Source organism: Achromobacter sp. Bel (assembly GCF_012928505.1).
GTDB lineage: Bacteria > Pseudomonadota > Gammaproteobacteria > Burkholderiales > Burkholderiaceae_B > Achromobacter.
This window is the reverse complement of the sequence record NZ_JABBJN010000003.1, coordinates 59,928-84,797: the sequence shown is the minus strand read 5'-3', so window position 1 is coordinate 84,797 and position 24,870 is coordinate 59,928. Positions and strand designations below refer to the sequence as shown.

At 65.5% G+C, this 24,870-nt stretch carries 23 protein-coding genes; 12 read left to right on the top strand and 11 right to left on the bottom strand.

Going from position 1 to position 24,870, the window contains the following annotated elements:
• Positions 1–58 precede the first annotated feature (58 nt).
• A complete protein-coding gene (locus HG262_RS02975) occupies positions 59–1,255 on the top strand; it encodes an MFS transporter (RefSeq protein WP_169269625.1) in 1,197 nt (398 codons plus the stop codon).
• Positions 1,256–1,330: 75 nt separating this feature from the next.
• On the opposite strand, the gene HG262_RS02970 is transcribed toward HG262_RS02975, so the two are convergent.
• Entirely contained in the window at positions 1,331–2,011 is a 681-nt protein-coding gene (locus HG262_RS02970) for a GntR family transcriptional regulator (RefSeq protein ID WP_169269624.1), read from the bottom strand.
• A gap of 318 nt (positions 2,012–2,329) precedes the next feature.
• Between HG262_RS02970 and hydA the strand changes: the two genes are divergently transcribed.
• The 6 genes from hydA to HG262_RS02940 all read left to right on the top strand — a co-directional run bounded on the left by hydA (position 2,330) and on the right by HG262_RS02940 (position 10,444).
• Positions 2,330–3,778: a dihydropyrimidinase gene (gene hydA / locus HG262_RS02965; RefSeq protein WP_169269623.1), complete on the top strand. Its 1,449-nt coding sequence runs from the start codon at positions 2,330–2,332 to the stop codon at positions 3,776–3,778.
• Between the two features lie 45 nt (positions 3,779–3,823).
• Complete coding sequence (locus HG262_RS02960) at positions 3,824–5,266, top strand: amidohydrolase family protein (RefSeq protein ID WP_169269622.1); 1,443 nt, start codon at positions 3,824–3,826, stop codon at positions 5,264–5,266.
• Positions 5,267–5,330: 64 nt separating this feature from the next.
• On the top strand, positions 5,331–6,935 hold the full coding sequence (locus HG262_RS02955) for an ABC transporter substrate-binding protein (protein WP_169269621.1): 1,605 nt from the start codon (positions 5,331–5,333) through the stop codon (positions 6,933–6,935).
• A gap of 6 nt (positions 6,936–6,941) precedes the next feature.
• Positions 6,942–7,883: an ABC transporter permease gene (locus HG262_RS02950; RefSeq protein WP_169269620.1), complete on the top strand. Its 942-nt coding sequence runs from the start codon at positions 6,942–6,944 to the stop codon at positions 7,881–7,883.
• 10 nt (positions 7,884–7,893) lie between these two features.
• Positions 7,894–8,790 carry an ABC transporter permease gene (locus tag HG262_RS02945; RefSeq protein WP_169269619.1) on the top strand — a complete coding sequence of 299 codons (897 nt, stop codon included), beginning with the start codon at positions 7,894–7,896 and terminating at the stop codon, positions 8,788–8,790.
• Between the two features lies 1 nt (position 8,791).
• Entirely contained in the window at positions 8,792–10,444 is a 1,653-nt protein-coding gene (locus HG262_RS02940) for an ABC transporter ATP-binding protein (RefSeq protein WP_248293210.1), read from the top strand.
• Positions 10,445–10,539: 95 nt separating this feature from the next.
• Here HG262_RS02940 and HG262_RS02935 read toward each other — a convergent pair whose 3' ends face one another.
• The 4 genes from HG262_RS02935 to HG262_RS02920 are packed head-to-tail and all read right to left on the bottom strand — an operon-like array spanning position 10,540 to position 14,710.
• The gene (locus HG262_RS02935) at positions 10,540–11,850 is read right to left on the bottom strand and encodes an MFS transporter (protein ID WP_169269618.1); all 1,311 of its coding nucleotides are present in this window, start codon (positions 11,848–11,850) and stop codon (positions 10,540–10,542) included.
• Between the two features lie 26 nt (positions 11,851–11,876).
• Positions 11,877–13,025: a galactonate dehydratase gene (dgoD, locus tag HG262_RS02930; RefSeq protein ID WP_169269617.1), complete on the bottom strand. Its 1,149-nt coding sequence runs from the start codon at positions 13,023–13,025 to the stop codon at positions 11,877–11,879.
• Positions 13,022–13,675, bottom strand: a complete 654-nt coding sequence (locus tag HG262_RS02925) for a 2-dehydro-3-deoxy-6-phosphogalactonate aldolase (protein WP_169269616.1) — start codon at positions 13,673–13,675, stop codon at positions 13,022–13,024. Before HG262_RS02925 ends, dgoD begins: the two co-directional genes overlap by 4 nt.
• Positions 13,676–13,684: 9 nt before the next feature.
• On the bottom strand, positions 13,685–14,710 hold the full coding sequence (locus tag HG262_RS02920) for a 2-dehydro-3-deoxygalactonokinase (protein WP_169269615.1): 1,026 nt from the start codon (positions 14,708–14,710) through the stop codon (positions 13,685–13,687).
• A 235-nt stretch (positions 14,711–14,945) separates the two neighbouring features.
• Between HG262_RS02920 and HG262_RS02915 the strand changes: the two genes are divergently transcribed.
• Positions 14,946–15,767, top strand: coding sequence for an IclR family transcriptional regulator (locus HG262_RS02915; protein ID WP_169269614.1), 822 nt, complete (start codon positions 14,946–14,948; stop codon positions 15,765–15,767).
• A gap of 6 nt (positions 15,768–15,773) precedes the next feature.
• Here HG262_RS02915 and HG262_RS02910 read toward each other — a convergent pair whose 3' ends face one another.
• Positions 15,774–16,718, bottom strand: coding sequence for a LysR family transcriptional regulator (locus HG262_RS02910; protein WP_169269613.1), 945 nt, complete (start codon positions 16,716–16,718; stop codon positions 15,774–15,776).
• Between the two features lie 101 nt (positions 16,719–16,819).
• Here HG262_RS02910 and HG262_RS02905 point away from each other — a divergent pair, with 101 nt between their 5' ends.
• From HG262_RS02905 to HG262_RS02895, 3 genes are read left to right on the top strand one after another with little or no spacing between them, the layout of a single operon-like run.
• Entirely contained in the window at positions 16,820–18,295 is a 1,476-nt protein-coding gene (locus HG262_RS02905) for an aldehyde dehydrogenase (protein ID WP_169269612.1), read from the top strand.
• A gap of 5 nt (positions 18,296–18,300) precedes the next feature.
• Positions 18,301–19,323: an NAD-dependent epimerase/dehydratase family protein gene (locus HG262_RS02900; RefSeq protein WP_169269611.1), complete on the top strand. Its 1,023-nt coding sequence runs from the start codon at positions 18,301–18,303 to the stop codon at positions 19,321–19,323.
• Positions 19,324–19,364: 41 nt separating this feature from the next.
• Complete coding sequence (locus tag HG262_RS02895) at positions 19,365–20,324, top strand: tripartite tricarboxylate transporter substrate binding protein (RefSeq protein ID WP_169269610.1); 960 nt, start codon at positions 19,365–19,367, stop codon at positions 20,322–20,324.
• 5 nt (positions 20,325–20,329) lie between these two features.
• Here the strand turns inward: HG262_RS02895 and HG262_RS02890 are convergent, their stop codons facing one another.
• The 4 genes from HG262_RS02890 to ccsA all read right to left on the bottom strand — a co-directional run bounded on the left by HG262_RS02890 (position 20,330) and on the right by ccsA (position 22,722).
• Positions 20,330–20,950, bottom strand: a complete 621-nt coding sequence (locus HG262_RS02890) for a glutathione S-transferase family protein (protein ID WP_169269609.1) — start codon at positions 20,948–20,950, stop codon at positions 20,330–20,332.
• A gap of 21 nt (positions 20,951–20,971) precedes the next feature.
• Entirely contained in the window at positions 20,972–21,550 is a 579-nt protein-coding gene (gene ampD / locus HG262_RS02885) for a 1,6-anhydro-N-acetylmuramyl-L-alanine amidase AmpD (protein WP_169269608.1), read from the bottom strand.
• A gap of 76 nt (positions 21,551–21,626) precedes the next feature.
• Entirely contained in the window at positions 21,627–21,878 is a 252-nt protein-coding gene (locus HG262_RS02880; RefSeq protein WP_169269565.1) for a PP0621 family protein, read from the bottom strand.
• A gap of 1 nt (position 21,879) precedes the next feature.
• Entirely contained in the window at positions 21,880–22,722 is an 843-nt protein-coding gene (gene ccsA / locus HG262_RS02875; protein WP_169269607.1) for a cytochrome c biogenesis protein CcsA, read from the bottom strand.
• A 106-nt stretch (positions 22,723–22,828) separates the two neighbouring features.
• On the opposite strand from ccsA, the gene ffh reads away from it, so the two are divergent.
• The gene (gene ffh, locus HG262_RS02870) at positions 22,829–24,235 is read left to right on the top strand and encodes a signal recognition particle protein (protein ID WP_169269606.1); all 1,407 of its coding nucleotides are present in this window, start codon (positions 22,829–22,831) and stop codon (positions 24,233–24,235) included.
• A 155-nt stretch (positions 24,236–24,390) separates the two neighbouring features.
• Here ffh and lysM read toward each other — a convergent pair whose 3' ends face one another.
• Positions 24,391–24,837, bottom strand: coding sequence for a peptidoglycan-binding protein LysM (gene lysM, locus HG262_RS02865; protein WP_006222391.1), 447 nt, complete (start codon positions 24,835–24,837; stop codon positions 24,391–24,393).
• Between the last annotated feature and the right edge of the window lie 33 nt (positions 24,838–24,870).

Genomic DNA, 24,870 nt, shown 5'->3' with positions numbered 1-24,870 from the left:
TCTGGCCGGCCACGCCTCAGGGACACCCTGCCGGCGCCATCGAACCCGAGGAATCCGCATGAACCCGCAAGATACCCAACCGGTGAAAGCCGGCCTGCCGTTGTTGGCGCTCGCCGTCGGTGCGTTCGGCATCGGCGTGACCGAGTTTTCCCCCATGGGCCTGCTGCCCGTCATCGCCGAGGGCGTGAATGTGTCCATTCCCAGCGCGGGCATGCTGATCAGCGCCTACGCGATCGGCGTGATGGTCGGCGCCCCGCTCATGACCTTGGCGTTTTCGCGCTGGTCGCGGCGCAAGGCGCTGATCCTGCTGATGGCGATCTTCACCATCGGCAATATCCTGTCTGCCCTGTCCCCGAATTACACGACGCTGCTGCTGGCGCGTCTGGTCACCAGCCTGAACCATGGGGCGTTCTTTGGCCTGGGTTCGCTGGTAGCGGCCAGCGTGGTGCCGCGGCACAAGCAGGCGAGTGCGGTGGCAACCATGTTCATGGGCCTGACCATCGCCAACGTGGGCGGCGTGCCTGCCGCGACGTGGCTGGGGCAGGTGATCGGCTGGCGCATGTCGTTTGCGGCCACGGCGGTGCTGGGCCTGGTCGCCATGCTGTCCCTGTGGTTCGCGTTGCCGGCGGGCGAAGCCGGACGCCGGCCCAACGTGCGCCATGAACTGGCCGTGCTGAAGAGCCCCGTCGTGCTGTTGGCCCTGCTGACCACGGTGCTGGGCGCGGGCGCCATGTTTACGCTGTACACCTATATTGCGCCGACCCTGGCGGACATCACCGGCGCATCGCCCGCTTTCATTACCGGCATGCTGGTGCTGATCGGCCTGGGCTTCACGCTGGGCAACGGCCTGGGCGGCCGCATGGCCGACCGCTCGCTGGACGGCACGCTGATCACGTTCCTGGTCATCGTCATCATCGATCTGCTGGCGTTCCCGTGGATCGGTTCCACCCCTGTCGGCGCGGCGATTTCGCTGCTGATCTTCGGTGTGGCGACGTTCGCCGTGGTGCCGCCCTTGCAGATGGGCGTGATGCGTGCCGCGACCGACGCGCCGGGCTTGGCATCGTCGGTGAACGTGGGCGCCTTCAACCTGGGCAATGCGGTCGGCGCCGCAGCGGGTGGCGCGGTGATTTCGGCCGGCATGGGCTATGCCGCCGTGCCGATCGCCGGTGCGGTCATCGCCATGGCCGGCCTGGCCCTGGTGTTGGTCCAGCGCGCCGCCAATCAGCGTCGCAGGCTGGCGGTGCAGGGCTGCTGAACAAGCGGCCCCCGGGCTGCGTATTGAAAAGCCCCGGTAGCGGATCCGCTGCCGGGGCTTTTCCATGGACGCCGTCTACAGCTTGAACACGTCTTCCAGGTCGACCGACTCTTCCACGGATTCCAGCTTCACGCTCTGTTCGATGTGGTCCAGGTGGTGCAGCGTCAGTTCCGCCGCACGCTGGCCATCTTGGGCGGCAATGGCTTCGGTGATGAGCTCATGTTCATCATCGCGGCAACTGGTGGCAGTGGGGAGGTTGTACAGGAAGATGACCAGGCAGGTCAGGGTGGACAGTTCGCGCATGGTGCGCGCCAGTTCGCCGTTGCCCGCCAGTTCGCTCAGCAGAATGTGGAACTCTCCAGCCAGCCGGATGATGGCGCGCTTGTCGTCCCGTTTGCGGGCGTCGTGTTCCAGAATGACGTGCTCACGCAGGCGGGCGAGCTTTTCGGGCGTCAGGTTCTGTGTCAGGCGACGCACCACCGCAGGTTCGATCAGCCGGCGGGCCTCGAAGACGTCGCGTGCCTTTTCAATGGAAGGCTTGGCCACATAGGCGCCACGCTGGGGGAACAGTTCCACGATCTGTTCATGCGCCAGGCGCGCCAGCACCTCGCGGATGCGGGGGCGGCTGACCTCGAAGATCTCGGCCAGGCGCTCTTCGACCAGTTTGGTTCCGGGCTTGAGGCGGTTGTCCAGAATGGCGCGATAGATGCGCTCGTAGATGCCGGTGACCGTGTTTTCGCGTTTGTCTGATGCCATGGGCTCGTTGTTGGTTTGCGCGTGTAGTGCCAGGGCGGGATCACCGCCTTGGGAAATGAGCGGTTCTTTGCCGCCTGTAGACGTCACGTTGACGACAACCTGATCGTTGAACGTGAAGATACCCGATTGGCTGCCGTGATTGCCAGACGGTGCGTTGGATCGTCAAAAATAATGTTAACAATTTAAAGTTGAAATGTATATTTTAGGGTAATCACTGACGTAATCATTTTTGTATTCCGCCTAGAATCCGCTCACAACTTGCCCTTCCGGAACGCGATGCTGCCCGGAAAAACGGGCGGATCAGACAGGCTGACGCATATGACGAAGCAGGGTTTTGATCTGGTGCTGCGTGACGCAGTGCTGGCGACGGCCGGTGATACTTGCCGGGCGGATCTGGGGATTTCGGACGGCCGGATCGTGCAGATCGGCCTGGGGCTGGCCCGGGGCGAGCGCGAAATCGACGTGGCCGGACGCGTGGTGACGCCGGGCGGCATCGATGCGCACTGCCACCTGGATCAACCGATGGCGCCGCCCGTGAAGCTGGCCGACGACTTCCATACGGGCACGCGCTCGGCGGCCTGCGGCGGCACCACCACCGTGATTCCTTTCGCGGCGCAACGCAAGGGCGGCACGCTGCAGGCCGCCATCGACGACTATCACCAACGGGCCGACGGCCGCGCCTGCGTGGACTATGCCTTCCACCTGATCTTGACCGATCCGACGGCAGCCGTGCTGAACGAAGAACTGCCGCGGCTGATCGCGGCCGGCTATACCTCGTTCAAGCTGTACATGACCTACGACGCGCTGAAGCTGTCCGATGGCCAGATCCTGGATGTGCTGGAGGTGGCGCGCACGCATGGCGGCATGACGATGATCCATGCCGAGAATACGGACTGCATCGCCTGGCTTACCCGTCGCCTGGAGGCCGCAGGCCGTACCGCGCCGCGCTTTCACGCGCTTTCTCGCCCGAGCCTGGTGGAGCGCGAGGGCGCGCACCGTGCGATCGCGCTGTCCGAACTCATCGACGTGCCGATCCTGCTGGTGCATATCTCTGGCGGGGAAGCCGTGACGCAGATCCGCGAGGCGCGCGCCAAGGGGCTGAACGTCTACGCCGAAACCTGTCCGCAATACATCCTGCTGACGGCGGCGGACCTGGGCACGGACGACAGCTACTTCGGCGCGCGATGCGTGTGCAGCCCGCCGCCGCGCGACAAATCCAGCCAGGAAGACATCTGGCAGGGACTGGCGGACGGCCTGTTCACCGTGTTCTCGTCAGACCACTCACCCTTCAACCTCACCGGCGAAGATGGCAAGACGCCCGGCGGCAAGGAAGTGGCGTTCAGGCATATCCCGAACGGCATCCCGGGTATCGAGACGCGCATGCCCTTGCTGTATTCCGAAGGCGTGCTGGGCGGGCGCATCAGCCTGAACCGCTTCGTCGAACTGACGGCGACACAGCCGGCCCGCGCCTACGGTCTGTATCCGAAAAAGGGAACGCTGGCCATCGGCAGCGACGCCGACCTGGTGATCTGGGAAGAGCGCGAATTCACCCTGGCCAACGAACACCTGCATCACGCGGTCGACTACACGCCATACGCCGGCATGACGCTGCGGGCCTGGCCCGCGATGACCCTGCTGCGCGGACAGATCGTTTGGGACGGCGCGCGCTTTGCGGGCACGCCGGGGCAAGGACAGTTTCTGCCGCGCGGCTTGCCGAACGTGGCGCCACCCAGCGCCCGCAAGGGTGCGCAGCCCGCTTGGCGCTGACATGCGCCGCACGGATACCAGTGACTCATTTCGGAGGAAATTGCGTTGAAAACTACCCTGATCAAGAACGCCGATGTCGTGGTTGCCTGGGACGAGGCGCGTAAGCGCCACGTCTACATGAAGAATGCCGATGTGGCGTTCGCGGATGGGCGCATCACGCATGTCGGACCCGGCGCGCAAGCCGCTGTGCCGGACGCGGACATCGTCAGCGGCCAGGGCATGATGGTGATGCCTGGCCTGGTGGATATCCACAGCCATCTTGTGCATGAGCCCATCAACAAGGGTTACACGGACGAGACGGGATCGGCCGGCCTGTATAACTCGAACCTGTACGAGTACATGCCCACGATGGAAGGCGACGACGAGGCCGCGCCCGCCCAACTGACGCTGGCCGCCGCCGAGCTGCTGATGTCCGGTGTGACGACAGTGGTCGATATGTCGGTCGCGCACGAGCAGTGGATCGACATCATGGTGCAAAGCGGGCTGCGCGCCTACATCGCGCCCATGTTCCGCTCGGCGCGCTGGTACACGCGCAACGGCCACGTCGTCGAGTACGACTGGAATGAGAAGGCCGGCGAAGCCGGCATGGAGCGCGCACTGGCGCTCATCGACCGCGCCGAGGCGCATGAGTGCGGCCGTTTGACGGGGATGCTGGTGCCGGCGCAGATCGACACCTGCACACCGGAACTGCTGAAGGCGAGCCACCAGGAAGCCAAGCGCCGGAGCATCGGCTGGCAGACGCATGCCGCCCAATCCCTGCCCGAGTTCCACGAAATCACGCGCCGTCATGGCCTGACGCCGATCCAGTGGTTGCATAGCCTGGGTGTGCTGGACCCCGGCAGCATCGTCGGCCATGGCATTTTCGTGGACGATCACCCGAACACGCACTGGAGCACCGCCACCGATCTGACCATCCTGGCCGAGACGGGCGCCAGCGTGGCGCATTGCCCCACGGTGTTCATGCGTCGGGGCATGGCGTTGCGCGACTTCGGGCGCTATCGCCGGGCCGGCATCAACCTGGGCATCGGCACCGACACCTATCCGCACAACATGATCGAGGAAATGCGCCACGTCGGCTATCTGGCGCGCCTCATGGCGCAGACGCCGCGCGCCGTCAGCACGGGCGAAGTCTTCCATGCCGCCACCGTCGGGGGCGCCACCGCATTGGGGCGAGAGGACCTGGGCCGTATTGCGGTAGGCGCGCGCGCCGACCTGGTGCTGGTGGACATGACCCATCATTTGATGCGCCCGTCGCGCGACCCCGTGCGCAGCCTGGTTTACGCCGCGGCTGACCGCGCCGTGCACACCGTGTACATCGATGGCCAGCGCGTGGTGCATGCAGGTCAGGTGCAATCGCTGGACTACCGCAAGGCAGCCGAGCAGGTGGACGAGGCCCAGCGTCGCGCCGAAGCGCTGGTGCCTTCGCGCGACCTGGTGGCGGGCCGCACGGCCGAACAGATGTCGCCGCTCTCGTTCGACATCGTCTGACCCGGTTCAACCTCAGGGGCCGGCGACAGGCCCCGTTCATCCATAAAAAACTCAAGGGAATGAAATGGCTTATCTCAATGAAGAAAGACTCGAAGCCCGTTTCGGGCTGAGCCGCGTTGGCGCCATGCTGGCTTGCGCCGCTGCGATGGCCTGGGCGCCCGTGCAGGCCGAAACGCTGACCGTGGTGATGGCCAGCAAATTGACCGTGCTGGATCCGGTGTTGACCGCGTCTCACCAGACGCGCAACCACGCCTACATGATCTACGACACCTTGCTGGCCACCGACGCCGACAACAAGATCCAGCCCCAGATGGCCGACAAATGGGACATCTCGGCCGACGGCAAGACTTATACCTTCACCCTGCGTGACGGCCTGAAGTGGCACGACGGCGCGCCGGTAAAGGCCGAGGATTGCGTGGCATCCATCCAGCGGTGGGCGCAGTCCGACAAGACGGGCCGCCAGCTGATGCCGCTTGTGGCGTCGATGAACGTCATCGATGACAAGACGTTCAGTATCGTGCTGAACGCGCCGGCCGATTTGCTGTCGGCATTGGGCAAGCCCAGTGGCCTGCCCAGTTTCATGATGCCCAAGCGGGTGGCGCAAACGCCGGTAGCGCAAGCCATCACCGACTACACCGGTTCAGGCCCATTCAAGTTCGTGCAGAAGGAATTCCAGCCGGGCGTGAAGACGGTGTACGAGAAGAACACGGATTATGTGCCGCGTAAGGAAGCGCCAAGCTGGACGGCGGGCGGCAAGGTCGTCAACGTGGATCGCGTGGAATGGGTGGCCATGGCCGACCCGATGACGACCGTGAACGCGCTGCTGGGCGGAGAAGTCGACTATATCGAGACGGTGCCGTTCGACCTGGTGCCCATGGTCAAGGGGGCGCCCGACCTTACGCTGCGCGTGCTGGACAAGATGGGATATCAGCCCATGTATCGCTTCAACCAGTTGAATGCGCCGTTCGACAACAAGCTGGTCCGCCAGGCCGCCATGTACGCGGTGGGCCAGGATGACATCCTGAAGGCGCAGGTGGGGGATCCCGAGTTCTACAAGACCTGCGGAGCGGTGTTCGGCTGCAACCTGCCGTATTCCAGCAACACGCGCGCGGACATGATCGTGCCGTCCAACATCGAAAAGGCCAAGGCGCTGCTGAAGGAAGCGAAGTACGACGGGGCGCCGGTGGTGATCCTTCACGCCACGGATATCGCGATGGCCTCGGCCATCCCTGTCGTGATGGCGCAGCAGTTGCGTCAGGCAGGCTTCAACGTGCAACTGCAGGCCATGGACTTCATGACCATGCTGTCGCGCCGCGCCAACCGCGATGTGCCGGCCAAAGGCGGCTGGAGCATTTTCGTGACCACGTGGCATAACAGCGAGATCATGGATCCGCTGCGCAACTATGGCGTATCGGCCAACGGCGAGAAGGCCTGGTTCGGCTGGCCGACCGTGCCCCAAGTGGAAACCCTGCGCGATAAGTTCCTGGTGGCGGGTTCCGAAGCGGAGCGCAAGCAGTTGGCCGAACAGCTTCAGGACGTGATGCTGGACGAAGGCGTGGCGATCACGCTGGGCCAGATCGAAACGGCGGCGGCCTACAGCAAGAAATTGTCGGGCGTGCTGGATTCGCCCGCGCCGGTGTTCTGGAACATCAAGAAAGCCAGCCGGTAAGCCAGTATGTTCAGCTACCTACTCAGACGCGTCCTGGCCACGGTTCCCGTAGTGCTGACGGTGGCGGTGCTGGTGTTCTGCTTGCTGCGCCTGACGCCGGGGGATCCCGCGCTGATCCTGGCGGGCGACGCCGCCACCGAGACGCAGCTTGCCCAGATCCGCGAGCACATGGGGCTGGACCGGTCCCTGGTCACGCAATTCCTGTTGTGGGGCGGGCAGGTGCTGCGGGGCGACCTGGGCGTGTCGCTGCATTCGGGCACGCCGGTCACGGCCATGATCGGCAACCGCGTCGGCCCGTCGCTGGCCCTGGCGCTGTCGACGATCTTGCTATCGACGTTGATCGCCGTGCCGCTCGGCGTGTTCTCGGCGTGGCGCCGGGGCACCCGCGCCGACCGGGCCGTGATGGCGTTTTCAGTGCTGGGATTCTCGGTGCCCATCTTCGTCACGGGCTACGCGCTGATCTTGCTGTTCGCGATGACGCTGGGCTGGCTGCCGGTGCAGGGCTATAAGTCGCCGTCGGCGGGATTGCTGGCCTTCGGCCTGCACCTGCTGCTGCCGACGATCGCCCTCAGCACGGGGTTCGTCGCGTTGATCGCGCGCATCGCCCGCAGCAGCGTACTGGAAGTGATGGGCGAAGACTTCATCCGCACGGCACGCGCCAAGGGCATCACCGAGCGCGCCGTGATGATGGCGCACGCGCTGCGCAACGCCGCCGTGCCCATCATCACCGTGATCGGCGTCAGTATCGCGTTGCTGATCAGCGGGGTTGTGGTCACGGAATCGGTATTCAACCTGCCCGGCCTGGGCAGGCTGGTGGTCGAGTCCGTGCTGGCTCGCGACTATCCGCTGATCCAGGGCCTGATCCTGCTGTTCTCGCTGGTCTACATCGGCGTGAACCTGACCATCGACGTCCTGTACTCGGTGTTCGACCCGCGCATCCGTTATTGAAGGAATCCGAATGTCGTCCTCTATACACTCCATGGCGGGAGCGGCCGTGGCTGCGCCCGTGCCACGCAGGCGTCCGCGACCGGCGCTGGTCCGTGCGCTGTCCTCCTGGCCGGTCATGGCCGCCCTGGTGATGCTTGCCGTCATCGTTCTGGCGGCCATCGCCGCCAATCTACTGGGGCTGGCCGACCCCATGGCCATCAACCCCATGCAGCGGTTGAAGGGATTCTCGGCCGAACACTGGTTCGGAACCGACGCCTACGGTCGTGACGTGCTGTCGCGCGTTGTCCACGGCGCACGCGTGTCGCTGATGATCGGCGCCGGCACCGCCGTGGCGGCGCTGGTGCCCGGGCTGGTGCTGGGCGTGATCGCCGGCTATTTCCGAGCGGCGGACATGGTCATCATGCGGATCATGGACGGCATCATGTCCGTGCCCACCATCCTGCTGGCCATCGCCCTGGTCGCCGTGACCGGCGCAAGCATGCTGACAGTGCTGATCGCCATCGCCGTGCCGGAGTTTCCGCGGGTGGTACGGCTGGTGCGCGGCCTGATCCTGAGCTTGCGCGACGAGCCCTACGTGGAAGCTGCAATATCGTTGGGTACTCCCACGCACACCTTGATGATGCGTCATCTGGTGCCCAACACGCTGGCGCCGCTGATCGTGCAGGGCACGTTCATTTTCGCGTCCGCCATGCTGTCAGAGGCGGTCATGAGCTTTCTGGGCGTGGGCATGCCACCCGAGTTCCCGTCATGGGGCAACGTCATTGCCGAGGGGAGGATGTACTTCCAGATCAAACCGGGGCTGATTCTGCTGCCGGGACTGTTCCTGGCGCTGACTGTGCTTAGTGTGAACATGCTGGGCGACGCCATGCGCGACGCGCTGGATCCGAAGATGGCGCGGAGGATTTGAGATGACCGATTCCACAATGCCCGTACTGCAAGTGCAAAACCTGACGGTGCAGTTGGTGGGCGCGCCCGGGGAAGAGGAGCGCGCGGTCGTGGAGGGCATCAGCTTTGATATCCACGCCGGCGAAACCTTGTGCGTGGTGGGCGAGTCCGGCTCGGGCAAGTCCGTCACGTCCTTTTCGGTGATGGGGCTGTTGGCGCCCGACGCGCTCCGGCCTGCTGCCGGCCGCATTCTGCTGGATGGGGAAGACGTGCTCGCGTGTTCGCCGGAGCGCTTGCGCGAACTGCGCGCCACCCGCATGTCCATGGTCTTTCAGGAGCCCATGACGGCGCTGAACCCGGTGCGCACCGTGGGCTGGCAGATCGACGAGGTGCTGCGCACCCATTGCGCCATGGATGCCGCAGCGCGCAAGCGCAAGATCCTGGACATGATGGAATCGGTGCGCCTGCCGGAGGTGGAGCGCATCTACCATTCCTACCCGCACCAGTTGTCGGGCGGGCAGCGCCAGCGCATCGTCATTTGCATGGCGTTGATCCTGAATCCCAAGCTGCTCATCGCCGACGAGCCCACCACCGCCTTGGACGTCACGACCCAAAAGCAGATCCTGGCGCTGATCCGGGAATTGCAACGGTCGCACAATACGGCGGTGTTGTTCATCACGCACGATTTCGGTGTGGTGGCAGAGATTGCCGACCGCATCGCGGTGATGAACCGTGGGCGGCTGGTGGAGGTGGGGTCGCGCGACGACATCCTGGCGCGCCCGAAAGAAGCCTACACCCGCATGCTGGTGTCCTCTGTTCCCGGCCTGGCGCCGCAGGCGAGGCAAGCGCCCACGGGCGAGCCAGTCCTGGTTGTGAATGGCCTGGAAAAGACCTATGCCGAGCGCGGCTTCTTCAAGGCTAAACGCACGGTGCATGCGGTGCGCGATGTCAGCTTTACCCTGCGCAAGAAGGAGATCGTGGGCATCGTGGGTGAATCCGGCTCGGGCAAGTCCACCCTGGCCCGCTGCATCGCGCGCTTGATCGACCCCAGCGCTGGCAGTGTGCGCCTGGACGGCACCGAGATCGCCACGGCCACCAAGCGTGAGTTCCAGCCGGTGCGCAAGCGGATCCAGGTGGTGTTCCAGGATCCGTACCGCTCTTTGAATGCGCGCATCCGCGTGGGGGACTCCATCGTCGAGGGCATGCGCAATTTCGGCGTGCCGGAAGGGGAAGCCCGGGCGCGCGCCGTCGAACTGCTGGATATCGTGGGATTGGGGGCGGACACCATGGACCGCTACCCGCATCAGTTCTCGGGTGGCCAGCGCCAGCGCATCTGCATCGCGCGGGCGTTGGCCCTACGGCCCGATATCCTGATTGCCGACGAGGCGGTGTCGGCGCTTGATGTGTCGGTGCAGGCGCAGGTGCTGGAACTGATCGAGGACATCCGTACCCGCACCGACACGGCTGTGCTGTTCATCACCCACGATCTGCGGGTGGCCGCACAGATCTGCAATTCCATTGTTGTGATGAAGTCCGGGCGGATCGTGGAGGCGGGGCAGGCGGTCGAGGTGCTGACGCGGCCGCAGGATGGGTATACGCGCCAATTGCTCGACGCCGCACCCGGAAGACATTGGGACTTCAAACGGTTCCGGCCGGTCCAGGCCGCGCCGCACTAGGGGGACCTGGCTCGTTGGCCGGAAAAAAGGGCGTCCGTTCATTGGACGCCCTTTCCATTCCGATCGTAATCGGCAGGTAAGACTGCATGCCCCCGTCAGGCTTCGATCCGCTCCACTTTCCCCACCAGCAGGATGTACGACAGCGCGCCCAGCAAGGCCAGCGACGACACGTATACGATGGCCGGCGCGAAGCTGTCTTTCGACACCAGGAAACCGATCACGATCGGCGTGCAGATCGAGGACAGGTTGCCGACGAAATTGAATACGCCGCCCGTCAGGCCCAAGAGGCGCACGGGCGCCAGCGTCGACACCAAAGACCACGTGATCGACGCCAGTCCGTTGCCGAAGAAGGCCACGGCCAGAAAGAAGATCACCCACGGCGTGGAATCGGTGAAGTTGGCACCGATCATCGACGTCGAGATCAACAGGCCCAGGATGATCGGCAGTTTGCGCGCCAGGCCGACCGTGGCGCCGCGGCGGATCAGGAAGTCGGACAGCACGCCCGAGCACAGCACGCCGACGAACGCCGCCAGGAAGGGCACCGACGCCAGGAAGCCCGACTTGATGAAATCCATGCCGCGGTACTTCACCAGATAGGTGGGGAACCACGTCAGGAAGAACCACAGCGTGGACGTCAGGCAGAACTGGCCCAGGTACACGCCCCACAGCTTGCGCTTGGTCATGACCAGCGCCAGGTCATTCCAGTCGAACGGCGCCTTCTTGGCTTTGGCGTTGCGGTCCAGATCGATGACGCCGCCGCCTTTCTGGATCAGCTCAAGCTCGGCCGCATTGGCGCCTTTGAACTGGCGCGGTTCGCGGTAGATCAGATACCACAGCACCCCCCAGACGATGCCGAGCAAGCCGGTGCTGACGAACACCATGTGCCAGCCGTAGTGGTGCTGCAGCCAGGCCAGCACGGGCGTCAGGAAAGCCAGGCCGACGAACTGCCCCGACGTGTAGAAGCCGATGGCGGTGGCGCGTTCCTTTTCCGGGAACCAGGTGGTGACGACGCGGTTGTTGATCGGGTAGGCGGGCGCTTCCAGCGCGCCGACCGCCAGGCGCAGCACGAACAGGATGACGAAGCTGCCGGCAAATCCCATGAAGAAGGTGGCGGCTGACCACAGGATCAGCGCCGCGGCATAGAGCACGCGGGGCGACACACGGTCCACCAGCCATCCTCCCGGGATCTGCATGGCGGCGTAGGTCCAGCCGAAGGCGGACAGGATCAGGCCTTCATGCACCGTGTCCAGGCCGAACTCGTCCTTGAGCGCGGGCGCGGCGATGGACAGGTTGCTGCGGTCCAGGTAGTTGATGACGACGGTGATGAACAGCATCACCATGATGAGGTAGCGGCTGCGGGTGGGCCGCTGGGTACTTTGCAGGCCCGCGTGGGTGGCGGTGGACAAGGGTGTCTCCTCTCTCTTTTATCCGATTACCACTCGGCGAAGCTGCCGTCGGCATGGCGCCAGACGGGGTTGCGCCAGCGGTGGCCCACGGCGGCGCGCTCCTTCACGTATTCCTCGTTGACCTCGATGCCCAGGCCAGGGCCTTGGGGAATCGCGACCATGCCGTCTTCGTACGCGAACACCTCGCGGTTGCTGACATAGTCCAGCAGATCGTTGGCGGCGTTGTAGTGGATGCCCAGGCTCTGTTCCTGGATGAACGCGTTGTAGCAGCCCGCATCGATCTGCAGGCAGGTGGCCAGCGCGATCGGGCCCAGCGGGCAGTGCAGCGCCAGTGCCACGTCGTAGGCCTCGGCCATGGCGGCGATCTTGCGGGTTTCGGTGATGCCGCCCGCATGCGAGGGGTCGGGCTGGATGATGTCCACGTAGCCTTCGGACAGCACGCGCTTGAAGTCCCAGCGCGAGAACAGGCGTTCGCCCAGCGCGATCGGCGTGGACGTCAGCGGCGCCAGTTCCTTCAGCGCTTCGTAGTGTTCGCTCAGCACGGGCTCTTCAATGAACATCAGCTTGAACGGGTCCAGCTCTTTCATCAGCACCTTGGCCATGGGCTTGTGGACGCGGCCGTGGAAGTCCACGCCGATGCCCACGTTGGGGCCCACCGCGTCGCGTACGGCGGCCACGTTCGCAAGGCACTTTTCAACCTTGTCGAACGAATCGATGTACTGCAGCTCTTCGGTGCCGTTCATCTTCACGGCGGTAAAGCCGCGGTCGACGGCGCTCTTGGCGGCGGCGGCGGTGTCGGCCGGCCGGTCGCCGCCGATCCACGAATACACGCGGATGCGGTCGCGCACGTTGCCGCCCAGCAATTGCGATACCGGCACGCCCAGATGCTTGCCCTTGATGTCCCACAGCGCCTGGTCGATGCCGGCCAGCGCGCTCATGTGGATGGCGCCGCCGCGGTAGAAGCCGCCGCGGTACAGCACCGTCCAGTGGTCTTCGATGTTGCGCGGGTCTTTGCCGATCAGGTAGTCGGACAACTCGTCAACGGCGGCAGCCACCGAGTGGGCGCGGCCTTCGACGACGGGTTCGCCCCAGCCGACGATGCCTTCGTCCGTTTCGATTTTCAGGAAGCACCACCGAGGCGGCACGATGTAGGTAGTGAGCTTGGTGATCTTCATGCTTGGGTCTCCTGGACGGGATAGGCGCGTTGCCAGGCCGCGATGAATGCGCGGGCGTTCTGGCCGACTTCGGTGGCCGACAGGCCGGGCTTGTACAGGGCGGAGCCCAGGCCGAAGCCGGTGGCGCCCGCCTGGGCATAAATGGAAAGGTTGTCGGGCGTAATGCCGCCGACCGGGACCAGCGCGATGGGCGGGCGCATCACGGCGCGCCAGGCTTTCAGCACGACGGGGCCCAGCTGTTCAGCGGGGAACATCTTCAGCACGTCGGCGCCGGCGGCAAGCGCGGCGAAGGCTTCCGTTGGGGTGGCGACGCCGGGGCAAGACGCCATGCCCAGCTGCTTGGCGGCGCGGATCACGGCGGCATCGCTGTGCGGCATGACGATCAGTTCGCCGCCTGCGTCCTGGACGCGGGCGCAATCGTCGGGATTCAGCACCGTGCCCGCGCCGATCAGGCAATCGGTGGGCAGCGCCGCGCGCATCGCGCGGATGCTGGTGAGCGGGTCGGGTGAATTCAGCGGCACTTCGATCAGGCGGAAGCCCGCGCCATAGAGTTCAAGGCCGATGCCTTCCGCTTCGGCGGGCTTGATGCCGCGCAGGATGGCGATCAGGCCACAGTGGGCCATGGCGGTGTGCAGACCAGGGTGATTCATGTTGGGTTCCTAGACGGAGGCCGAAGAAGGGGTTTCTGCCGCGACCAGCCCGGCGCAGACGGCCAGATGCCACAGGCCGCGCTCGGTGGCGTTCTGCGCTTGTTCAGGCGTGCCCAGGCCGTAGTGCTGCATGGCCAGGATGTAGCGCTGGCACAGGGCGGGTTCGCCGCACAGCACGATGCGGGGCGGCTCGCCTTGTTGACGCAGCATCTCGGCAAGGGCGGCGACTTCATGGCCGATCAACAGGCCGGACAGGTAGTCGGCTTGCGAGGCGGATGGCAGTTCGCCGGTCAGGCCCAGGGCGCGGGTGCTGAAGATGGTGGACAGCACGCCGGCGCGTCCTGCGGGGGCGCCAGCCACTTTCACGCCGCGCTCGAATGCGGCCATGTCGGCGGCGGGTGCTTCGCTCATGGTGCGACCCAGGATGGTGTGGCCACGCAGCGCGGCGTAGACCTCGCCGGTCATGAAGGTGTCGAAATGCGTGACGCGGCCACGGCGGGCATTGACCCATTTGGAGTGCGTACCGGGCAGGCCGATCAGGACGCTGTCGGCCGCGTGCGGGTCGGAAGTACGGGCTTGGTCGAACATCACGCCGAAGACCTGCGTCTCTTCGCCGCGCATGACGTTGGGCAGGCCGTGGCGCTGGATCAGGCCGGGCACGATGTGCACCGGCGTCGCGTCGCCGCGTTCGACTTTCGTCAGCAGCGTGCCGATGCGCTCCAGGTCGACGGGCACATCCAGATAAGCCGCTTCTTTCCAGCCTTGCGCGCTGCCGACCATGCCGCAGGCGATGACCGGCAGCGTCGGTTCAGCGCGCAGCCAATCGCCGCAGGCTTGCTCGAACGCCAGGTCGAAGCCGGACAGTGCGGTGCTGGCGGCGCCGTCCTGCAAGGGCTGCGGCAGGCGCATGATGCCCCAGGGCAAATGGCGGGTATCCAGCGTGCGGCCCTTGGCATCCAGGCGGTAGGCGCGCAACGATGAGGTGCCCCAGTCCAGCGCGATAAGCGCCGCGCGGGCGGGCGATCCGGTAGTCATCTGATCTGTCTCGTCTCCGGCCCCAACGCCGGCCGCCGGACCGCGCGGGGGCGGGGAGCGGGGCGTTGCGGACCTTGTTGTCGGACGCGCCCGCTGCAACAACGCGAGCGGCGCGTATTGCAAAAAATTCTAGATCAGCGCTTGAAAAATCTCAAAATATAGAATTAAATCCCACATACAGGGAATTTGTTGTTTGAACGGATTCCGCCGCTTTTGCTGCTTTTGCCCACGCTTCATGACTTCCGCCACTCAGTCTTCCGCTCGTTCCCCCTCGCTGGATCCCGACGCCGCCGCGCCCGCGGGCACGCAAACCCTGATGCGCGGCCTGGCCGTGGTGCAGGCCGTGGCCGACGGCGCGCGCGACTTGAAAGAGATCTGCGCCCGCATCGGCGTGGCGCGCAGCACCACGCACCGGCTGGCCAGTTGCCTGGTGCAAGAGCGCTATCTGCGCGCCTTGCCTGGCGTGGGCTATGTGCTGGGGCCAAAGCTGATCGAACTGGGCTTCCAGGCGCGCGAAGCGTTTCCGATGGCGACGCTGGCGCGGCCGTACCTGGATAGCCTGGCCGAACTGACGGGCGACACCATCCACCTGGCGGTGCGCGACAACGACGAAGTGCTGTACCTGGAAAAGATCCCCGGCAAGAAGGGGCTGGAGATGCGCTCGCGCGTAGGCCATCGCATGCCGCTGGCTGCAACGGGCGTGGGCAAGGCGCTGCTGCTGGATACCGAAGAGCCGCAATGGAAGGCGCTGCATCGCATCGGCGCGCCGGTGTCGTCGCGTGCGCCCGGCGGGCAGCAGACGTGGGAGGCGTTTCGCGACCGCATGCGCGAGTACGCGGCGCAGGGCTATGCGTTCGATCTGGAAGACAACGAACCCTCGATCCGCTGCGTGGCCGCGCCGGTGCGCGATGCGTCCAGCGGCATCGTGGCGGCGATCAGCGTGTCCAGCACCGTGCCCTACATGTCGCTGGAACGCATGCGTGAAATGGTCGCGGTGGTGCAGGGCGCAGCGGCGGGCATTTCCGCGGAGATGGGCTGGAAGGTGGACCGCGGCTGACGCCGCCTAGCGGGCCGGGGGCAGCGGCGGCAACGGCAGCAGTTGCGGCGCGATGCCGGCAATGACCGTCTCAAGTTGCGCCACCAGCGCCTGCGCGGCGGGCGACAGCGAACGGTCACGCCGATGCAGCAGGCCGATGTGCCGGCGTGCCGAGGCGTCGCCCAGCGGGGTGCAGCGCAGGCCCGTCAGGTTCAGTTCGGGCAGGGCCAGCCGAGGCAACACGCTGACGCCCAGCCCCTGGCGCACCATGCCCGCGGCTGTGCCCATGTTCGTGACGTCGTAGCGCAGCGCCGTGGCCGGTGCGCCGACTTCGTCCCGCACCGCGCGGTCGAATTGCTGGCGCGCATTGGACCCCTGCGACAGCAGGATCAAGTCATAGCGCAGCACGTCGCGCCAATGCAGCGTGCGCCGCTGCTTGCCCAGCGGATGGCCTGCGGGGTAGATCGCGCAAAAACAATCTTCGGTCAGCGGCGTGAAGGTCAGGTCGGGCGCCGGTTCGGCCAAGGCGCCTACCGCGAATTCGATCTGGTTGGTGCGCAGCAAGGCCACCAGCTCGTCGTTGTGCGCTTCCACTACGCGTACCTTCAAGGCCGGATGCGCCTTGCGCAACGCCCCTACGGCGGCGGGCAGCAGCGTCAGCGCGGTCGACGGCAAGGCGCCCAGCGCGACGTTGCCCCGGCGCATGGCGGCCAGGTCGGCCAGGCCGCGGTACGCCTCTTCCAGGTCGGCGATGGGGCGCTGCACGCGGGAATGGAAATCCTGTCCGGCAGAGGTCAGGCTGATGCTGCGCGTGGTGCGCTCAAACAGGCGCAGGCCCAGCACGTCCTCCAGGTCCTGGATCAACGCGGTGAAAGACGGTTGCGTCACGCCCAGCTGATTGGCGGCATGCGTGAACGAGCCGCTGTCCACCGCCAGCAGGAAGGCCTTGAGCGGTCGGTATTTGATATTCATAGCCATAGGCAAAGAATAGGGCAGAAATATCGATTTGTGTCTAAGAATTGTCCAGACCATGATGGCGTCTACCGATGAACCTCCCGGATTCGAGAGACGCCATGGACGCATCTAGCCATAAGCCATTCCGACTGGGCGCCAACTGGCGCCGCAGCCAAGACGGCGACGCCGTCATCACCTCCATCAACCCGGCCGACGGCAGCATTGCCGGCATCGTCACGCGCGCCCTGCCGCAAGACGTGGATACGGCCGTTGCCATCGCCGAGGACGCCTTCTTGCGCCAGCCGTGGCGCAAGCTGCGTCCGGACCAGCGCGCGGCCACCTTGTACGAGATCGGGCGCCGGCTGTCGGCCGAGCGCGAACCGCTGGCGCGGCTGCAGATGCAAGACAGCGGCAAGCCCTGGAAAGAATGCCTGAACATGGTGGATAGTGCCGCGGGGCACTTCCGCTATTACGCCGCCGTGTGCGAGACCTGGCAGAACGAAATGACCTCGCCGCGCGGCGAGTACTTTTCGATGGCGCTGGCGGAGCCGTTCGGCGTGGTCGCGGCGATCACGCCGTGGAATTCGCCCATCATGAACGAGGCCCAGAAGGCCGCGCCGGCCTTGGCCGCGGGCAACGCGGTATTGATCAAGCCGTCTGAAGAAACGCCCCAGTTGGCGTTGGAACTGGCGCGCATCTGCACGGAGGCCGGCCTGCCCGATGGCCTGTTGACCGTGTTGCCGGGCCATGGCGAAGACGTGGGCGCGGCGCTGGTCAAGCACCCCGGCGTGCGTATGGTGTCTTTCACCGGCGGAACGGAAACCGGGCGCGCCATCGGCGGCATCGCCGGCCAGCGCCTGATCCCGGTGGGCTTGGAGTTGGGCGGCAAATCACCGCACATCGTGTTCGACGACGCGGACCTGGACCGCGCCGTGGCCGGCGTGATTTCGGGGATCTTCGGGTCGGCCGGGCAGAGCTGCGTCGCCGGGTCCCGCTTGTTCGTGCAGAAATCCATCTACAAGCGCTTCATGGAAACGCTGGTGGCGCGCACGGCGCAAGTGCGCGTCGGCCTGCCCGACGACCCGGCCACCCAGATGGGGCCGCTGGTGTCCCGGGCGCATCGCGACAAGGTCGCGGGCTATGTGGACATCGGCCGCGCCGAAGGCGGCCATGTGCTGGTCGGCGGCGCGGCGCCGGCGCAGCCGGAATTGGCCAATGGCTGGTTCTACCTGCCCACGGTGATCGACGGCCTGGGCAACCAGGCGCGCGTTTGCCAGGAAGAGATCTTCGGACCGGTGCTGGTGGCGCTGCCCTTCGATGACGAAGAAGACGTGATCGGCCAGGCCAACGACACGCCCTTCGGCCTGGCCGCCGGCATGTGGACGGGCGACTACACCCGCGCCTGGCGCGTGGCGCGCGAGATCGAGGCCGGCTCCGTCTGGATCAACACCTACAAGCAATCGCATATCGCAACGCCGTTCGGCGGCTTCAAGGCCAGCGGCATCGGCCGCGAAAAGGGCCTGCACGGCCTGCGCCTCTACAGCCAGGTCAAGAGCCTGTACTGGGGCATGCACGACAAACCCATGGGACTGTGAACCACATGACGACCGACAAGAAAAGCGCGGCCCTGCCGCTGAACGAATCCCGCATCCTGATCGCCGGCGCGGCCAGCCTGGTGGGTTCGCACACCGCCGATGCGCTGCTCGCCGCCGGCGTGCGCGAAGTGATCCTGCTGGACAACTTCGCATTCGGCACGCCCGAGGCCATCGCCCATTTGCAAGATAATCCGCGCGTGAAAGTCGTGCGCGGGGACCTGATGCGCCTGCCGGACCTGCTGGCGGCGACCGAAGGCGTGGACGGCGTGCTGCATCTGGCGGCCTACATGACGCTGGGCTTTTCCCAGACCCCGTGGCAGGCGGTCGACGTGAATATCCGCGGCGCGCAGAACATGCTGGAAGCCTGCCGCGCGAACAAGGTGAAGAAGATCGTTTTCGCGTCGTCCAACGCGGTCTACGGCTACGGCACCGGCATCGCGGGCGCGCTGGTAGAAAGCGGCCCCTTCCATTCGGTGGGCGCGCCGCCGGCCGCCATCCTGTACGGCGCGTCCAAGATCATGGGCGAACAGCTGTGCCGGCAGTATTACCAGAAGGCGGGATTGGACTACGTGGTGCTGCGGTATTCCACGGTGTACGGCGAACGCCAGCACTATCGCGCGGCCAACTCCCTGTACATCATGGAAACCTATGACCGCGTGCGCAAAGGCGAACGGCCCGTGCTGCCCGGAGACGGCACGGACACCAAGCATTTCGTGCATGTGTCGGACGTGGCGCGGGCCAATGTGGCCGCGTTCCAGAGCGCGGCTACGGACGTGGCGGTGAACGTGTCGGGCCCCGCGCCCATCACCACCGGCGAACTGGTGCGGCTGGTGCTGGACTATTGCAAGAGCGACCTGCAACCCGAGATCAAGCCGGACCCGCCGGGCACCGTGCGCCTGACCTCCGGGGGCGCGTTCCACATTCCGCATGACCTGGCCGGACAGCACATCGGCTGGGAACCCAAGGTGGGCATGGTGGAGGGCGTGGCCCGCCTGCTGGCCTGGCGCGAGGCGCAGGCGTCCGCTTGAGCCGCCGCGGCACTTGAAAAACAAATAACGAGGAGACAACCATGTTCTTGATACGCAAGGCGGCCGTTTGCGCCGCGCTGACCGTGACCGGCCTGTGCGCCGCATTGCCGGCGTGGGCCTGGCCCGATCATCCCATCGAGCTGATCGTCGGGTTCGCGCCGGGCGGCGGTACGGATCTTACGGCCCGTTCGCTGGCGGTGTTCCTGGAGAAGGAACTGGGCGCGACGGTGGTGGTGCAGAACAAGCCGGGCGCGTCCAGCGCCATCGCCTTGTCCTATGTGGCGCGCGCCAAGCCCGACGGCTACACGCTGGCCATGACGAACATGCCGGGGCTGGTGTCCCTGCCCATCGAACGCAAGGCGGGCTTCGCCACCGATGATTTCACGTATCTGGCCAATCTGGTGCGCGACCCCAGCGCGTTCAGCGTCGCCAACAATAGCCCCTATCAAACCTTGGAGTCGCTGATCGCCGTCGCCCGCGAAAAGCCGGGTTCGATCAGCTACGGATCCACCGGGGTCGGCACCGACGATCATCTGGCGCTGGTGCTGTTCCAGTCGCTGACGGGCACCCGTCTGAACCACGTGCCCTATAACGGCGCCGGGCCGCTGCGCAGTTCCGTGCTGGGCGGGCACACCGTCATTGGCGGGTTGAACCTGGGCGAGGTCATGCCGTATCACGGCAAGAACATGCGCGTTTTGGCGCAGGCCAGCGACAAGCGGTCGCCGTTGGCCCCCGATGTGCCGACGTTCAAGGAGTTGGGCGTGGATCTGGTGTTCGCGTCTGAGCGCGGCATCGTCGCGCCGAAGGGCTTGCCGCCCGAGGTCTCCGACAAGTTGCGCCGCGCGCTGGGCAAGGTCGCCGCCAACCCGGATTTCCAAGCTCAGATGAAGCAGCAATTCACCGAGATGGACTACGTGGACGGGCCGCAGTGGCAAGCGCGGCTGAAGGGCGACGACGCGCGCCTGCGGCAGATCTGGGCGAAGACGCCTTGGGTTGAATAGGGCGGTTATTCCAGGGGCAGCGTCAGCACGCCTTGCGGAGCGGGGCGCATCATGACGCGGCGGTACCAGGCGGACAGCGCCGGCGTGTCCGGCCGTTGGATCGGCAGGGCCAGCCAGCGGTGCGCCGAACCGACCAGCGCGATGTCGCCGATGGTCAGGTGGCGGCCGGCGATGAATTCACGGCCCTGCAGGGCTTGATCCAGGATCAGCGCGCGGGCGTTGGACCGTTTGACCGAGTTGTCGATCGCGGCGTGATCGCGCTTGTCTTCCGGCGTGCGGATCAGGCCCAGGAAAGCCGGGACCATCGCGCCCTGCCATTCCGTCGTCTGCCAATCCATCCAGCGGTCGGCGTCCGCGCGCATGCACGCGTCTTCGGGCCATAGCGTGCCCACGCCGTAGCGCGCGGCCAGGTAGCGGACGATGGCGTTGGATTCCCACAGCACGAAGCCGCCGTCATCGATGACCGGCACGGTGCGGTTGGGATTCAGTTTGGCGAATTCGGGCGTGTCCACGACGCCGAACGGCCCGCCGGCCTGGATAAAGGTGTGCGGCAGCGCCAGCTCGCGCACGGCCAGCATCACTTTCTGCACGTTGACGGAAGTCAGGCGTCCCCAGATCTTCAACATATCCAGTCCTTGAGTTGTGTGTCAGGCGGGCGGCAATTGCCGCCGCGCAAAGCCGCTGTCGCGCGAAAAGCGCGTCCAGTTGAAAGCGGGTCCGGGGTCGGTCTTGCGCCCCGGGGCAATGTGTTCGTGGCCCCAGGCCGCGGCCAGGGGGTAGCGCGTGCGCAGCACCGGCGCCAGCCTGCGCAGCGCCAGGTATTGTTCGTCGGCGTAGGGCAGCGTGTCGGTACCTTCCAGTTCAATGCCGATGGAGAAGTCGTTGCAGCGTTCGCGCCCGCCAAAGCGTGACACCCCGGCGTGCCAGGCGCGCTGATCGGTGGACACGAACTGGATGATGCGCCCGTCGCGGCGAATGAAGAAATGGGCCGACACGCGCAAGCCGCGCAGGCGTTCCAGCCAGGGGTGCGAAGAATAGTCCAGCGTGTTCAGGAACAGCCCTGCCACCTCGGGGCCGCCGAACCGGCCGGGTGGCAAGCTGATGTTGTGCAGCACCAAAAGCGATACCTGCGCGCCAGCGGGACGCGCGTCGCGGTTGGGCGAAGGCAGGAGGGTGACACCCGGGGCCGGCGCCAGCCAGCCATGTCGATCCAGAAGCAGAGCCATGGGAGAGAACATGCGTGGTGAATCCAACAGGCATTATGCCGTGGTCGCCGCCGCCTCCCAAATCCGGAGTGGGGGCTTACTTTTTGCCTAAGGCTGCGTGTTCGGCGCTGCACCACGTCAGGCCGTTCTGCAGCACGGCTTCGGAGCGCGGCAGGTGAATGCCGCAGTGCGCGCAACGCACCATGGACTCCGGCGCGGCCGGCGCAGGCTGGCTGCGGCGGGCGCTCGTTTGCGCGCCCGCCTGCCTGGCCGCGGCCATGCGCGCGGCGATACGGGCGACAAACAGCACCGCGATGATCAGAACCACCCAAAACAGCAACTTGCCCACGTCAGCCTCGATGCAAAATCATTTCCAGCACGAAACGGCTGCCGGTATACGCCAGGATCAGGAAACCAAAACCCGTCAGCGTCCAGCGCAGGGCCACACGCCCGCGCCAGCCCCAGACGTGGCGGCCAACCAGCAGCACGCCGAACGTCAGCCAGGACAACAGGGTGAAGACGGTCTTGTGGTCGAACGGCAGGATCTTGCCGGTCAGTTTCATGGACGCGACCGACCCCGAGCCCACGGCCAGGGTCAGCACGATGAAACCGATCCAGATGATACGGAACAGCAATTGCTCTTGCACTAGCAGCGGCGGCTGGGAGTCCAGCACGCGGCCGATGATGCTGCGTTCGGTGGGCGCGTCCAGCGGGCGGTGCAGGTGGCGGTCCAGCAGGGCCATCATCATGGCGTGCAGAGCGGCGATGGTGATCAGGCCGTAGGCGGCCAGGGCGATCAGCAGGTGGACGCGCAGCCAGGCATCGTCGGCGTGGGGCACGAATTGCCCCTGCGGGAACAAGGCCGCCAGGGCGCTGGCGATGGCGGCGGCGGGCAAAAGCAGCAATTGCAGGCCGTCGATGCGTACCAGCAGGCTTTCCAGCCAGAACACCACCATGCCCAGCCAGATGGCCGCTGACAGGGCGAGTGCCCACCCAATGAACAGATGCTGGGCGCCCAACATGGCCTGTTGCAAGCCGATTCCATGGAGAACCAGGGCCCCCAGCAGGCACAGACGGGCGATTTTGCCCGTCTTTTCCACTTCCCCGGCGCCGGCCAGTCGGATCCAAAGTGACCCCCCTAGCACTGCGTACGCCAAGGCAGCCGCTGTGTGAAATACAATGCCTAGTGACATAGAAACCGTTGTCTGGATGGGGCCTTGGGGTGCATGTCACCCGAAAGCGCAGAATCCGCGCCTGCGGCCACCGTTCAATCAACTAGTTTAAGCGGAAACGCCTCTCATGCTCGATAACCTAACTACACGCCTGTCGCGCGTCGTCAAGACGCTGCGTGGTGAAGCCCGCCTGACCGAGGCCAACACCCAGGAGATGCTGCGCGAAGTGCGCATGGCGCTGCTGGAAGCCGACGTGGCGCTGCCCGTCGTGCGCGAGTTCGTCGCCCGCGTGAAAGACAAGGCGCTGGGCGAAGAAGTCGCCGGCAGCCTCAGCCCGGGCCAGGCCCTGGTGGGCGTCGTCCACAAGGAACTGACCGCCTTGATGGGCGGCGACCTGGGCGCCGATTCCAACGAATTGTCGCTGGCCGTGCAGCCGCCCGCCGTCATCCTGATGGCCGGCTTGCAAGGCGCCGGTAAAACCACCACCACCGGCAAGCTGGCCCGCTGGCTGTCCGAAGGCCAGCACACGCAGCACGGCCGCAAGACAGGCAAGAAGAAGGTGCTGGTGGTGTCCGCCGACGTCTACCGCCCGGCCGCTATCGACCAGTTGAAGAGCGTCGCGGCGCAGGTCGGCGTGGATTTCCTGCCGTCCGACCCCAGCCAGAAGCCCGAAGACATCGCGCGCGGCGCGGTGGACCATGCCAAGCGCCATCACTACGACGTGCTGATCCTGGACACGGCCGGCCGCTTGGGCATCGACGAGGCCATGATGCGCGAAATCCGCGCACTGCATGACCTGGTCAAGCCCGTTGAAACGCTGTTCGTCGTCGACGCCATGCAGGGGCAGGACGCGGTCAACACCGCCCGCGCCTTTGCCGATGCGCTGCCGCTGACCGGCGTGGTGCTGACCAAGCTGGACGGCGACGCTCGCGGCGGTGCGGCCTTGTCGGTGCGCCACGTGACCGGCAAGCCGCTGAAGTTCGTCGGCGTCTCGGAAAAGCTGGACGGGCTGGAACCGTTCTATCCCGACCGCATGGCGCAGCGCGTGCTGGGCATGGGCGACATCGTGTCGCTGGTCGAACAGGCGCAGAAGAACATTGATATCGCCGAAGCCCAGAAGCTGGCGGCGAAGATCAAGTCGGGCAACAAGTTCGACCTGAACGATTTCCGCGACCAGCTCGGCCAGGTGAAGAAGCTGGGCGACATGGGGTCGCTGCTTGAAAAGCTGCCGGCCCAGTTTCAGCAGGCCGCCGGCCAGCTGCAAGGCGGCCAGGCGGAAAAGCAGCTGCGCCGCACGGAAGGCATCCTGAATTCCATGACGGCAGCCGAACGCGCCAAGCCCGAACTGATCAAGGCCTCGCGCAAGCGTCGTATCGCGACCGGTTCCGGCGTGCCGGTGCAAGAGGTCAACCGCCTGCTGGCCCAGTTCGAACAGATGCAGGGCATGATGAAGCAGATGAAGAAGGGCGGCATGGCAAAGATGATGCGCGCCATGGGTGGCATGAAAGGATTGGGCCGCTTCGGCATGAAGTGAGGCCCCCCCGCGCACGCATTGCGTGCGCTTGCTGCCAAAAAAATGGCCAGACGTTGCGTCTGGCCAAGCAATCGCGGCAGGCAGGGGGCGCCTCGCCGCGACACAAGCCGGAAAACGCATGGGTGTTTTCCGGGTTGTTGGATTCTCGGGGCGGTTTACGCCAAGGGCGGGATGCGCAGCACCTGGCCCGGGTAGATCTTGTCGGGGCTGGTCAGCATCGGCTTGTTGGCTTCGAAGATCAGCGAGTTCTTGGCGCCCTGGCCCTTGCCATATTGCGCTTCGGCGATCTTCCACAGGTTGTCGCCCTTTTGCACCGTGTACATCTTGGCTTCGGGCGTGGCCTGCTTCACTTTCAGCTGATTGTCCACCGCGGCCACGCCGACGGTATTGCCTAGCGCCAGGGAAATTTTCTCGGCGGCTTCGGTGCTGAGGGCTTCGCCCGCCACCGTGACCTTGTCGCCATCCACCGTGATTTGCAGGCCGTCCGCGTTCAGGCCGTGCTTATCCAGCTCTTTCTTCAACTCGTCTGCCGTCGCGGCCTTGGCCTCGCTGGCGCCGAAGAGCTTTTCCCCAACGTCCTTGATGAAATTGAGCAGACCCATAGTGTTTCCTTTATCTATGTTGCGGTGAGAAAA

Excerpts from the sequence above, each read along its gene's own strand:
- HG262_RS02975 (WP_169269625.1), top strand. The coding sequence starts at position 59 with ATGAACCCGCAAGATACCCAACCGGTGAAAGCCGGCCTGCCGTTGTTG.
- HG262_RS02970 (WP_169269624.1), bottom strand. The coding sequence starts at position 2,011 with ATGGCATCAGACAAACGCGAAAACACGGTCACCGGCATCTACGAGCGC.
- hydA (WP_169269623.1), top strand. The coding sequence starts at position 2,330 with ATGACGAAGCAGGGTTTTGATCTGGTGCTGCGTGACGCAGTGCTGGCG.
- HG262_RS02955 (WP_169269621.1), top strand. The coding sequence starts at position 5,331 with ATGGCTTATCTCAATGAAGAAAGACTCGAAGCCCGTTTCGGGCTGAGC.
- HG262_RS02950 (WP_169269620.1), top strand. The coding sequence starts at position 6,942 with ATGTTCAGCTACCTACTCAGACGCGTCCTGGCCACGGTTCCCGTAGTG.
- HG262_RS02945 (WP_169269619.1), top strand. The coding sequence starts at position 7,894 with ATGTCGTCCTCTATACACTCCATGGCGGGAGCGGCCGTGGCTGCGCCC.
- HG262_RS02940 (WP_248293210.1), top strand. The coding sequence starts at position 8,792 with ATGACCGATTCCACAATGCCCGTACTGCAAGTGCAAAACCTGACGGTG.
- dgoD (WP_169269617.1), bottom strand. The coding sequence starts at position 13,025 with ATGAAGATCACCAAGCTCACTACCTACATCGTGCCGCCTCGGTGGTGC.
- HG262_RS02925 (WP_169269616.1), bottom strand. The coding sequence starts at position 13,675 with ATGAATCACCCTGGTCTGCACACCGCCATGGCCCACTGTGGCCTGATC.
- HG262_RS02920 (WP_169269615.1), bottom strand. The coding sequence starts at position 14,710 with ATGACTACCGGATCGCCCGCCCGCGCGGCGCTTATCGCGCTGGACTGG.
- HG262_RS02915 (WP_169269614.1), top strand. The coding sequence starts at position 14,946 with ATGACTTCCGCCACTCAGTCTTCCGCTCGTTCCCCCTCGCTGGATCCC.
- HG262_RS02910 (WP_169269613.1), bottom strand. The coding sequence starts at position 16,718 with ATGAATATCAAATACCGACCGCTCAAGGCCTTCCTGCTGGCGGTGGAC.
- HG262_RS02905 (WP_169269612.1), top strand. The coding sequence starts at position 16,820 with ATGGACGCATCTAGCCATAAGCCATTCCGACTGGGCGCCAACTGGCGC.
- HG262_RS02900 (WP_169269611.1), top strand. The coding sequence starts at position 18,301 with ATGACGACCGACAAGAAAAGCGCGGCCCTGCCGCTGAACGAATCCCGC.
- HG262_RS02895 (WP_169269610.1), top strand. The coding sequence starts at position 19,365 with ATGTTCTTGATACGCAAGGCGGCCGTTTGCGCCGCGCTGACCGTGACC.
- HG262_RS02890 (WP_169269609.1), bottom strand. The coding sequence starts at position 20,950 with ATGTTGAAGATCTGGGGACGCCTGACTTCCGTCAACGTGCAGAAAGTG.
- ampD (WP_169269608.1), bottom strand. The coding sequence starts at position 21,550 with ATGGCTCTGCTTCTGGATCGACATGGCTGGCTGGCGCCGGCCCCGGGT.
- ccsA (WP_169269607.1), bottom strand. The coding sequence starts at position 22,722 with ATGTCACTAGGCATTGTATTTCACACAGCGGCTGCCTTGGCGTACGCA.
- ffh (WP_169269606.1), top strand. The coding sequence starts at position 22,829 with ATGCTCGATAACCTAACTACACGCCTGTCGCGCGTCGTCAAGACGCTG.
- lysM (WP_006222391.1), bottom strand. The coding sequence starts at position 24,837 with ATGGGTCTGCTCAATTTCATCAAGGACGTTGGGGAAAAGCTCTTCGGC.